General features: G+C 62.3%; 9 protein-coding genes. 5 read left to right on the forward strand and 4 right to left on the reverse strand.

Features of this window, described 5'->3' with window-relative positions; genetic code table 11:
• Positions 1-204 precede the first annotated feature (204 nt).
• The 5 genes from ABIN98_RS23715 to ABIN98_RS23735 all read left to right on the forward strand — a co-directional run bounded on the left by ABIN98_RS23715 (position 205) and on the right by ABIN98_RS23735 (position 6,356).
• Positions 205-975 (forward strand): GntR family transcriptional regulator, encoded by a 771-nt coding sequence (locus ABIN98_RS23715; RefSeq protein WP_346913792.1) that lies wholly within the window; start codon positions 205-207, stop codon positions 973-975.
• A gap of 111 nt (positions 976-1,086) precedes the next feature.
• The gene (locus ABIN98_RS23720) at positions 1,087-2,142 is read left to right on the forward strand and encodes a TRAP transporter substrate-binding protein (RefSeq protein WP_346913794.1); all 1,056 of its coding nucleotides are present in this window, start codon (positions 1,087-1,089) and stop codon (positions 2,140-2,142) included.
• Between the two features lie 31 nt (positions 2,143-2,173).
• Positions 2,174-2,674: a TRAP transporter small permease gene (locus ABIN98_RS23725; protein ID WP_346913796.1), complete on the forward strand. Its 501-nt coding sequence runs from the start codon at positions 2,174-2,176 to the stop codon at positions 2,672-2,674.
• A gap of 30 nt (positions 2,675-2,704) precedes the next feature.
• The gene (locus ABIN98_RS23730) at positions 2,705-3,976 is read left to right on the forward strand and encodes a TRAP transporter large permease (RefSeq protein WP_346913798.1); all 1,272 of its coding nucleotides are present in this window, start codon (positions 2,705-2,707) and stop codon (positions 3,974-3,976) included.
• Between the two features lie 52 nt (positions 3,977-4,028).
• Entirely contained in the window at positions 4,029-6,356 is a 2,328-nt protein-coding gene (locus tag ABIN98_RS23735; RefSeq protein ID WP_346913800.1) for a DUF3604 domain-containing protein, read from the forward strand.
• A gap of 24 nt (positions 6,357-6,380) precedes the next feature.
• On the opposite strand, the gene ABIN98_RS23740 is transcribed toward ABIN98_RS23735, so the two are convergent.
• The 4 genes from ABIN98_RS23740 to ABIN98_RS23755 form a co-directional block, all read right to left on the reverse strand.
• On the reverse strand, positions 6,381-7,097 hold the full coding sequence (locus ABIN98_RS23740) for an ABC transporter ATP-binding protein (protein WP_346913802.1): 717 nt from the start codon (positions 7,095-7,097) through the stop codon (positions 6,381-6,383).
• Positions 7,094-8,881, reverse strand: a complete 1,788-nt coding sequence (locus ABIN98_RS23745; protein ID WP_346913804.1) for a branched-chain amino acid ABC transporter ATP-binding protein/permease — start codon at positions 8,879-8,881, stop codon at positions 7,094-7,096. The genes ABIN98_RS23740 and ABIN98_RS23745 overlap by 4 nt, the downstream gene beginning before the upstream one ends.
• Before the next feature lie 2 nt (positions 8,882-8,883).
• Positions 8,884-9,936, reverse strand: a complete 1,053-nt coding sequence (locus tag ABIN98_RS23750; RefSeq protein WP_346913806.1) for a branched-chain amino acid ABC transporter permease — start codon at positions 9,934-9,936, stop codon at positions 8,884-8,886.
• A 72-nt stretch (positions 9,937-10,008) separates the two neighbouring features.
• The gene (locus ABIN98_RS23755) at positions 10,009-11,175 is read right to left on the reverse strand and encodes an ABC transporter substrate-binding protein (protein WP_346913808.1); all 1,167 of its coding nucleotides are present in this window, start codon (positions 11,173-11,175) and stop codon (positions 10,009-10,011) included.
• Positions 11,176-11,180: the final 5 nt, after the last annotated feature.

Here is an 11,180-nt window from a genome sequence, read left to right on the forward strand (position 1 = left end):
ATAGAACCGGGCAGTCCTCGGTCCATTTTGCACACCAGATGAGCAGACCACATCCATTCGAAGTCCAGGCAATGAGCACTTTGCTCATAATGACTCCAATTGAATTTTATTCCTATATAGGACTTGTAGCCTTTTTATTGAATCTGTAGCGTCTATAGCAACGGTCCTTTATAGGACTTAATCAAGCGCGACAGGTGCAGACCCGTGAAAGTTTCGAAACTTGGTTCGGCAAAAGCGAAACACCGCCAGATCTCTGAGGAGATCCTGAGCGCGATTGAGGAAGGGCGCTGGCTTCCGGGAGACCGTCTTCCGGCCGAAGACCAGCTCGCCGCCGAAATGGATGCCAGCCTCGGCACCGTCCAGCGGGCCCTGCGCAGCCTGGTGCAGATGGGCGTGGTCGAACGCCATCACGGGCGCGGGACCTTCGTTACCGGCGCCCAGGCCCAGGAAGGCCAGTTGCGGCACTTCCGTTTCATGGCGGAGGGTGGCAAGCAGCTTCTGCCGGTCTACTTCAAGATCATCGGCGTCGAGCTGACGAGCGAAAGCGGACCGTGGAGCAATTTCTTCGGAACCCCCGAAGAGGAATATGTCCACATACACCGCCTCGTGAACGTGAATGACGAGTTCGACGTCTTCAGCGAGATCTACCTGCCCGCCAGCCGGTTTGCCGAAATCGCTGGGATGAGCGAAGCGACGCTCAACGGTGTGTCCTTTCGCGACTTCCTGGCAGAACGCTTCAACGCGCCGACGATCAACACGCACCAGACCATGGTGTGTCAGCCGCTGCCGCCACGGATCACGCGCGTCCTGAACGTGCCCCATGGCCAATACGGCATCGTCTGGACCGTCGGCGGCCTCAGCTACCGGGACGCACCGATCACCTGGCAACGGATCTTCGTACCGCCGAGCGACCGGGTGATCGAGATCGTTCCCATCTCCTCGCCGGAGCAGACCAACCTGCGCGAGATGTTTTGACATGCCGGCGCATCCAGCTTCGCCGGTGAAAAGCAGAATGGGCGCCAAGCCCATCGTGATCAGTCCGCTTTTGGGGAGCGGATCAAACCACAGCAGACAGGAGCACCTTCCATGAACCTGACCTTATCCAATCGCCCCGGATCCAATCGCCCCGGCCTGACCAGCAGGCTGTTCCGGACCGCGCGAACCGCCATCGCGGCCCTTTCCGTAAGCCTTGTCGCTCTCAGCGGTGCCAGCGCCGAAGATTATCCGGAAATGACCCTGAAATTCGGCCATCCCTATAACGAGAGCCATCCGCTCGCCAAAGGCGCGCAGATGTTCGCCGACAAGATCAAGGAAAAGAGCGGCGGCAAGATCACGGTCCAGGTGTTCCCGAACAGCACCATCGGATCCTCGCGCGAGCTGGTCGAATCCGCCCAAATCGGCGTTGTCGATTTCGCCCTCGTTCCGACCACCAACGTGGCGAGCTTCTATTCCCCGCTCGATATCTTCTACCTGCCGTTCCTGTTCCGCGACAGTGAGCATGCCTATGCGGTTTCCGACGGCCCGGTCGGCCAGGCGCTCTACGACGGACTGCAGAAGGAAACCGGCATCCATACGCTTGCCATGTACGAAAGCGGCTTCCGGACCATCACGACCCGGGACAAGAAGATCGAGATGCCGGACGACATGAAGGGCGTGAAGTTCCGCGTCGTGAACAACCCGCTCAATGTCGCCACCTTCAAGGCGCTCGGCGCCAACCCGACGCCAATGGCGCTGTCCGAGGTCTTCACCGGCCTGCAGCAGGGCACCGTCGACGGCCAGGACAACCCGGTCGGCAACGTCAAGGCCTTCGGCTTCGACAAGGTCCAGGGCAACATCACCCTGTCCCGCCACCAGTGGGCCGGCATCATGTTCCTGGCAAGCGACGGCCTCTGGCAGAAGTCCCCGGACAACGTGAAAGCGCTGTTCAAGGAAACCGCCATCGAGACCCAGGACTGGGAACGCAAGGAACTGAATGCAGTCGAGGCGACCTATCTCGACGAGATGGCGAAGGGCGGCATGGTCGTCACCCGCCTGACCCCGGAACAGGCCACTGCCTTCCAGAAGGCCATGGAGCCGGTCTGGGCCGAATACAAGGACAAGATCGGCGCCGACCTGATCCAGTCCGCGGTCGAAGCCAAGTAAGCGCCAGCGCCACCGGCAGGGAACCCTGATCATGCAGGTCATCAAGAAATTCCTCGACCTTACTGAACTCACCCTGTCGGTGGTGTGCGTCCTCAGCTTCGTCGCGATGTTCGTTCTCGGCATCGCGACGGTGGTCTTCCGCTTCATCATCGAAAGCTCGCTGGCCTTTCCGGCCGAACTCATCCGCTATCTCTTCATCTGGATGATCAGCCTGGGCTCGGCCGTGGCCCTGAGACGCAACGTTCACGCGGCCATCGGCGTCGTTGTTTCCCACCTGCCCGCGGTCCCGCGCCGTGCCGCGCTGGTCGGCTCGACGCTGCTCGGCATCGTTTTCTTCGCCCTGATCCTGGTTGCCGGCATCAAGCTCACGATGCGGGTCCAGCCGCAGATCTCGCCGGCCCTGGAAATCTCCATGGCGTGGGTCTACGGCGCCGTTCCCGTCGGCATGGCCTTCCTCATTCTGTTTTCTCTGGAACTGGTCGCCAGGCAGCTCAAGGCGCCCGACGCCGAGCTACTCGCAGATGGCCAATAACCTCCCCCTTCCTGAGATCGGTACACATCCATGGTAACGGCAACGATTTTCGGGTCCCTCATCCTGCTCATGCTCATCCGTGCACCGATCGCGGTGGCACTGGGCCTGTCGAGCGTCCTGGGACTGATCATCAGTGGTATCGATCTCCAGATCGCCGCGCAGCGCCTGCTGTCCACGAACAATTCCTTCCCGCTGCTGGCCATTCCCTTCTTCATTCTCGCCGGTGAAATCATGTCGACCGGCGGCATGTCGCGCCGACTGGTCAATTTCGCAGGCTCCCTGGTCGGGCACCTGACGGGCGGGCTGGGCGCGGTCGCTATTCTGGGTTCCAGTTTCTTCGCAGCCCTTTCGGGGTCCAACGCGGCGACGGTGGCCGCTATCGGCGGGGTCATGAATGCCCCGATGGAGGAAAAGGGCTACCGCCCGCAATATACCGCCGCCGCCATCGCGGCCGCAGGCGTCACCGGCATGATCATTCCCCCGAGCATCCTGCTGATCCTCTATGGGGTCGTCACCGGCGTTTCCATCGCCGATCTCTTCCTTGCAGGGCTGCTGCCCGGGATCGTGATCTGTCTTTCCATGCTGGCGCTCAACTGGTTCATGACCCGCCGCGAGGGCATCGAGAAAACCGAATTTCAGGGTCTGACCGGGATCTGGGACAGCTTCCGGGCCGCCTTCCTGCCGCTGCTCATGCCGGTCATCATCCTGTCGGGCATCTACGGCGGCGTGTTCACCCCGACGGAAGCCGCCATCGTTGCCGTGCTCTATGGCCTGATCGTCGGCTTCATCTACCGGGAACTGACGCTCAAGGATCTCTACAAGGCCTTCCAGAAGGCCGTCCTGTCGTCGGCGGTGGTGATGTTCATCATGAATTCCGCCGGTGTCTTTGCCTGGCTGATCACCATCAACCAGATCCCGCAGAGCATCTCCGCCTATCTGGCCAGTGTTGCCGGCGGGCCGATCCTATATCTGCTGCTGGTGAACATCTTTCTGCTGTTCGTCGGCTGCATCATGAACGCGGCTGCCGCGGTCGTGATCTTCACCTCGATCCTCTATCCCGCCGCCATGAGCTTCGGGATCGATCCGATCCTGTTCGGCATCATCGTCTCGGTGAACCTGAGCATCGGCACCGTCACGCCCCCGCTCGGTGTTGACCTGTTCATTGCCTCCGCGATCACCAAGGTGCCGATCGAAAAGATCGTGACCACCATCTGGCCCTATATCGGCGTGCTTCTGATCGATCTCCTGATCATCACCTACTTCCCGCCCGTTTCCCTGTTCCTCGTGCAGCTGTTCGGCTGAGGCCCGGCGAACCGCCGCCTTTCCGTTCAACAAGAAAAAAAGAAGGTTTCAAATGTCCGCCAGCGTACCCGTCACCGATCGTCAAGACCGCCCCTGGGAAGCGATGAACAGCGGCGTGATCCGCGACCCCATCGATCCGTCCCTGTTGGGCCACGCGGAAATCACGCCGGCGGGCGCCTTCGAGGCCGGGTCCTACGCATCGTTCACCCTGGTCTATACGGCGGGCACCTTCGGCATTGACGATTCCGGCAGCCTCCGGGTCTGCTTCCGGTTTGCATCCGACCAGGGCAATCCGCAGTTCGACGATCCGTCGGCCGCCAACTACTGCACCGTGGAAGCCTCCAACGGGGCCGTGCTGCAGGTCCGCTGGGATCCGAAGGGAAACGTCCGCCCGTGGGATCGCACGCTCTGGATCAAGGTGGTCAAGGGGTTCCTGCAGGTGGGCGACACGATCACCATCCGCTTCGGTGTCACCGACCATGGCGGGCCCGGCATGCGGCTGCAGACCTTCTGCGAAGACACGTTCGAGTTCCGGGTTCTGGTGGATCCGATCGCCACGTTCAATTTCCAGACCCTGCCGGTCCAGCCGATGATCTCGATCGTACCAGGGCCGGCTGCCAAATATGCCGCCGTGATGCCGACATTGCGCCGGCCGGGCGAGACCTTCGCGCTCAAGATCAAGGGCGAAGACAAATGGGGCAATCCGACAGACCGCTGTTCGGGAAAGCTGTTCCTTATGGCGGAAGGCAGCATCGACGGCCTGCCGGAAAGCGTGGAGATGACCGAAGGCGTCTTCGGAGTCACCGTCCCGGGGCTTTCCGTGAGCGCGCCGGGACAGGCCGCCGTGGTCGTGACGGACGAAGCGGGCATCATTGTCGCCCGCACCAATCCGCTCATCGTTGAAGACCGGAAGCTGGTGCATTTCTGGGGCGACATGCACGGCCAGTCGGAAGAGACCATCGGCACCAACAGCGCTTTCGGCTATTTCGCCTTTGCCCGCGACAAGGCCTGGGTCGATGCCTGTGGCCATCAGGGCAATGACTTCCAGATCACAGACGCATTCTGGGCCGAGCTCAACCGCATCACGGCAGAGTTCGACAAGCCGGACGAATTCGTGGCCCTGCCCGGCTACGAGTGGTCGGGCAACACCGCGCTTGGCGGCGACCGCAACGTTTTCTACCCGACCGACGACCGCCTGATCCGACGGTCCTCGCATGCGCTGATCGAGGATCAGACGACGGCGGAGACGGATTGCTTCACCGCCCGGGAACTGTTCCAGGCCTTCGCGGACAACGATGAAACCGACGTGGTCTGCTATGCCCACTGCGGCGGCCGCTATGCGGATATCGGCTACGCCCACGACGGCCGTTTCGAGAAGTCGGTCGAGGTTCACTCTTCCTGGGGCAGCTTCGAATGGCTGCTGCACGATGCCATCAAGTTCGGCTACCGGGTCGGCGTGGTGTGCAATTCCGACGGCCACAAGGGACGCCCGGGCGCGAGTTATCCGGGCGCCGGCAAGTTCGGCGCGATCGGCGGACTGACCTGTTTCAACGTGCCGGAACTCAACCGCGACACCCTGCTCGACTGCATGCGCAAGCGCCGCCATTACGGTACCACCGGCGGCGATGGCGGCCGCATGGCGATCACCGTCGAGGCGCGTTTCACCCACGACGTCAGTCTCTATCACGACGATCCGAAGTTGTTTTCAGACAGCAAACCGGTCACGACGCGCACTGCCATGATGGGCGACATCGTTCATCTGCCGGAAGGCGAGATGGAGCTGGAGGTTTCGGTCGACAGCAATTCGCCGATCCTGAAGGTGGATATCTTCAACGGTCTCGACCTGGTGGAGACCATCCGGCCCTATGGCGAAGACGACCTGGGTGCGCGCCTGCGGCTGCACTGGGAAGGCGCGGAATACCGCGGCCGCTTCCGCGAAGTCATCTGGGACGGCTCGGCCAAGGTTTCCGACAACGGCGTCACGGCGACCACGCCGATCAACTTCTTCAATCCGGACAAGACGCTCGATCATGCCGGCCCGACGGACATCTCCTGGAAGGCGCTGACCACCGGGAATTTCGGCGGAGCGGATGTTTACCTGGAAGACGCGCAAGCCGGGACGCTTTCGGTAAAAACGCCGCTGGTCAGTTTCGAGGTTCCGATTTCGGAGATCGGTCTGGACGAACAGGTCTTCGATGCCTCGGGAGACCTGCCGCGCTTCTTCAAGGTCAGCCGGCTGCCAGCGGTCAATCCACACCGGTCGCTGCGCTTTACCAGATCTGTTGCCCTAACGTCCGACGGCGACAATCCGGTCTATATTCGCGTCGAGCTGGAGGATGGCACCCGGGCCTGGACGAGCCCGATCTATCTCTACCGCTGATCGTGGTGTGAACCGGACCTTCCCTTAAACGCCGCCTAGGTAGCTTTCGAAGACACGGGCATCCGAACGCAGGTCCGCGGATTTGCCTTCAAGGGCAACCTGGCCGGATTCCAGCACGTAGCCGTAATCGGAGCTTTCAAGCGCTGCTAGGGCATTCTGTTCCACCAGGAGGATGGAGACGCCGTCGTCGCGCAGGCTTCGGACGATGGCGAGAATTTCCTTCACGATCAGGGGTGCAAGGCCGAGGCTCGGCTCGTCCAGCATCAGAAGGCGCGGTTCGGACATCAGAGCCCGGCCGATTGCCAGCATCTGACGCTCGCCGCCTGACAGCGTATCGGCGCGTTGGTGGCGACGTTCCGCGAGCCGCGGAAACAAGCCATGGACGCGGTCGAGCAGTTGCGTCAGTTTCGCGGCCGAAGGCCGACGCGTAAAGGCGCCGAGTAGCAGGTTATCGGCAACACACATCTCTCCGAACAATTCCCGGCTCTCCGGCACCAGACACAGGCCACGCCGGACCCGATCCTCGACCGACACGTTGCCGATATCCTCGCCTTCGAAGCGGATTGTCCCACTCGAAGGCAGCAGGCCGATGGCGGCGGCCATCAGAGTCGTCTTGCCGGCGCCGTTGGGCCCGATCACCGACACCGCTCTACCGGCTTCCAGGGTCAGGGAAACATCCTGAACCGCCTCGACCTTGCCATAGGCCACGTGAAGGTTCTCGATCTGCAGCAGGGCCGTCATGCCGCGTCTCCCAGATAGGCGGCGCGAACGCCCTTGTCGGCGCGTGCATCCTGCGGGGCGCCTTCGAATAGCTTGGTGCCGAAATTCATGACCACGAGCCGGTCGACCAGTTTCATGACGAAATCCATGTCGTGCTCGACGATGAGGATGGTGACGCCCTCCGCCCGCAATCGGCCGAGCAGGTCTCCGAGCGCCTGCTTTTCGCCTTTCCGAAGGCCTGCCGCAGGCTCGTCGAGGATCAGGAGAACCGGGTCGGAGGCAAGCGCGCGGGCGATCTCGATGATTCGCTGCGTGCCGAGCGGCATGCTGCCGGCAAGTTCGTGCTCGCGCCCGGCAAGCCCGATCCGCTCGATCTGGTGCATGGCCTCCGCCCTGATGCGGCGTTCCTCTTGCGCGTCAAAGCCGAAACCGCCACTCAGATAGCCTGCCCTGCCCCGCGCATGTGCGCCCAGCGCGATATTGTCCAGGATCGACATCTGCGGCCTGAGCTTCACGTGCTGGAACGTTCGGGCCATCCCCATCAGGGCGATATCGCGCTGGGACTTTCCGGAAATGTCCTTGCCCAGAAAGGCGATCCGCCCGGCAGTCAGGTTCAAGGTGCCGGTCAGGAGATTGAACATGGTCGACTTTCCCGCACCGTTGGGGCCGATCAGCCCGACGATCTCGCCGGCCCGAACGTCGAAACCAACCTGATTGACGGCGATCAGTCCCTTGAAGTGCTTGGAGACCCCGTCGACGGAGAGGAGAACCTCTCCCTTCGCCGGAAGGGCGCGCCGCGGGAGCGGTTCGACCGGCTCCCCGGAAATCGCGGCCGGCGCCCCTCCCCCGCTTCTCGTTCCGATAAAGCGGGAAGCAAGGCTCAGGACCCCGCCCCGGGCATGGTGCAACAACAGAATAAAGAGGATCGCGAACACCACCGCCTGGATCTGGGCGGCATGGGTGGAAAAAAGCGGCAGAATATCCTGCAGGACGCTCTTCAGGGCGATGACGATCGTCGTGCCGGCGATGCCGCCTGCAAGCTGACCAAGGCCGCCGACCACCATCATGAACATGTAGTCGATGCTGGCGTGCAGCGAGAACGGCGCCGGGCTGACGAACCGGTTTGCATGGGCATAAAGCCAGCCGGAGAAGGCGGCAAACACGGCGGAGAGAACGAACAGGGCCAGACGAACCCTGAAGATGTCGGCGCCGAAACTCGCCAGCAGCACCTTGCCTCCACGCACCGCCCGGATCACCCGTCCCATGCGGGAATCGAGCAACCGGTAGCTGAAGACGGTCACAAGCCCGACCAGGATCCAGATGACGTAGAACACCGCCTCGGAGCTGGAGAACTGCCAGCCACCTACGGAGATTGGCGCAATGCCGGAAATGCCGGAGTGACGGCCGAGGGTTGCGATGTTGCCGAACAGCAGCGGCACCGACAGGCCCCAGGCGATTGTACTGAGTGGCAGGTAATGACCGCCGAGCCGCAGGGTCAGGATACCGATCAAAACAGCGCTGACGGTCGTGACCAGAAGCGCAAACGGCAGTCCGATCCAGGGCGACAGGCCCAAATGCGTGTTCAGCCAGGCACTGGAATAGGCCGCAATTCCAACGAAGGCCGCCTGGCCGAAGGAGGTGACGCCGCCGACACCGGACAGAAGCACCAGCCCGAGGACGACAAGGGCCGCCATGCCGATATCGTTGAACAGGGACACCGTGAAGCTGCCGAAAACAAACGGAACGGCGGCCAGAGCGATGACGGGAACCAGAAGAAGCAGTCGGTTTTTGGAGGTGGCGTTCATGATCAGACCTCCTCTTCCGGCTCTTCATCGGAATGCGACGAGAAATGGGACCGAACCAGAAGGGCCGGAATTAGAAGCGAAAACACGATGACGTCCTTCAAGGCGCCATGCCAGAACGAGGCGAAGCTCTCCAGCATGCCAACGGCAACCGCGCCAAGTGCGGTGAGCGGATAACTGTTCAACCCGCCGATGATTGCGGCAACAAACGCTTTCAGCCCGATGATCAGGCCGGAGTCGTAATACATGGTCGTGGACGGTGCGATCAGGATACCGACGATGCCGGCGAGCACGGAGACCGCGACATAGGCAAGCGTGGCGGTCGCTGCCGGCCGGATGCCGACCAGTTGCGCCCCGACCCGGTTGACGGCCGTGGCCCTGAGGGCCTTGCCGATCATCGTGCGCTCGAAAGCAAGAAAGAACAGACCCGCCAGGACAATCGCAGCCCCTACCATCAGGAGGATCTGGAAGCTGACAGAAAAGCCGGGCGCCAGTTGAAGCGTGCCCTGAACGAAGGGCCGGGTGCGGAAGCCCTCCGGACCGAAGAACAGCAGCCCCAGGCCCGACATCAGGAAATGCAGCACCAGGGAGGCGATCAGCAGAACCAGAACCGACGCGTCGGCAATCGGGTGATAGACCAGCCTGGCCGTCAACGGGGCGATGGGGACCACGAGCGCAAGGGATAGCGCAATTGCGGCCAGGGCCGGCATCTCACTGCCCGCGAAAATCCAGGCGGGTACGCAGGGTAGAAGCGGAAGAATCCCCCAGTAGAAGACGGCTTTGGGAATACGTGCGAATTCCCTGAGCCCGGCAAACCGGACAACTTCCATCAGGGTGGCGAGAGCCGCAAGCGTGGCGACCAGACCGATGGTCGGCGGCACGCGGCCCGCCTCGATAAAGGCAAGTGTGAGGGCGCTGAAGACGGCCACATCTCCGAACGGCACGTAGATGACCCGTGTCACCGAAAAGACCAGGACCAGACCTATCCCGGCAAGGAGATAGATTGCAGCACCTGCCATTCCGTCGACTGCGAGTATCGACGCAATATCCCAGGACATAACTGTCGTTCCTTCATTTGGCCTTTTGAGGCCTGGTTATGAGGCAGCACCCTCACACAGCGGCAATCAGGGTTATTGCAGGACCCAGTTGCCGTTTTCGAGCTTGACCATCACCGCGGCGCGGTCGTCGGCGCCGTAAGGGCTGCCCGGCTTGAAGGTCAGGACGCCGTGGGTGACCGGCAGATCCTTGGTTTCGAAGATCGCGTCACGCAGAGCTGCCCGGTATTCCGGCGTCCCCGGCTCCATGTCGGCGGGAACCCGCGCGGCCGCGTCTGCGATCACTTTCCAGGCGTCGAAAGCATAAGCCGAGAAGGCGTCTTTCGGTGCCTCACCGTTGGCCGCTTCATAGGCTGCCGCGAATTCCGCCGCGACGACCTTGCTCGGATGGCTGTCCGGCAACTGGTCGGCGACGACCACCGGGCCGGTCGGCGCCAGAAGACCTTCGGCCGATGCTCCCGCCACGCGGATGAAGTCCGGGTTGATGATGCCGTGGGTTCCGTAGATCGCACCCTGGTAGCCGCGGTCGGCCAGAGCCAGATAAGGCAGCGCGCCCGGCGTGCCGGCGGTTCCGCCGATGACCGCGTCCGGCCCGGCCGCGACGATCTTCAGCGCCTGTCCGGTCACGGACGTATCGGAGCGGGCATACCGCTCGTTGGTCACGACCTCCATGCCCGCGCCTTCGGCCGATTTCAGCAGCGTGTTATAGGCAAGGTCGCCCCAGGAGTCTGAAAAGCCGATGTAACCGATGGTCTTGACGCCGTCTTTCTTCATGTGATCGACGACCGCGTCGATCATCAGGGAGGCCGGCTGCGCCGTGGTCACCGACCAGGCGGCCTTGTCGCCGGACAGGAACAGGGGCGTGAAGGACACCAGCGGCAGTTTCGCCTCGCTCGCGATGGAGGCAAGCGCCATGGCACCCGGAACGCCGCCGGTTCCGACGATAACGTCGACCTTGTCCTCGTCGATCAGCTTGCGGGCATTGCGCGCCGTCTGCGACGGGTCGGAGGCATCGTCGAGCTGGATGAACTCGATCTTGCGGCCGTTCACTTCCGAAACATATTTCTGACCGGCTGCCATTCCCTTTGAAAAGGGAATGCCCTGGGACGCGATCGGTCCCGATAGCGGCGTAATGAAGCCGATCTTGATATCGGCCGCCCAGGCGGACTGCCCCAAGGCAAGCGTTGCGCCGACCGCGAGTGCGGCACCGGCAAGAAGATGTCTGATATGCGATTTACCCATGATCC

Origin of the sequence: uncultured Roseibium sp. (assembly GCF_963675095.2) — a bacterium.
GTDB lineage: Bacteria > Pseudomonadota > Alphaproteobacteria > Rhizobiales > Stappiaceae > Roseibium.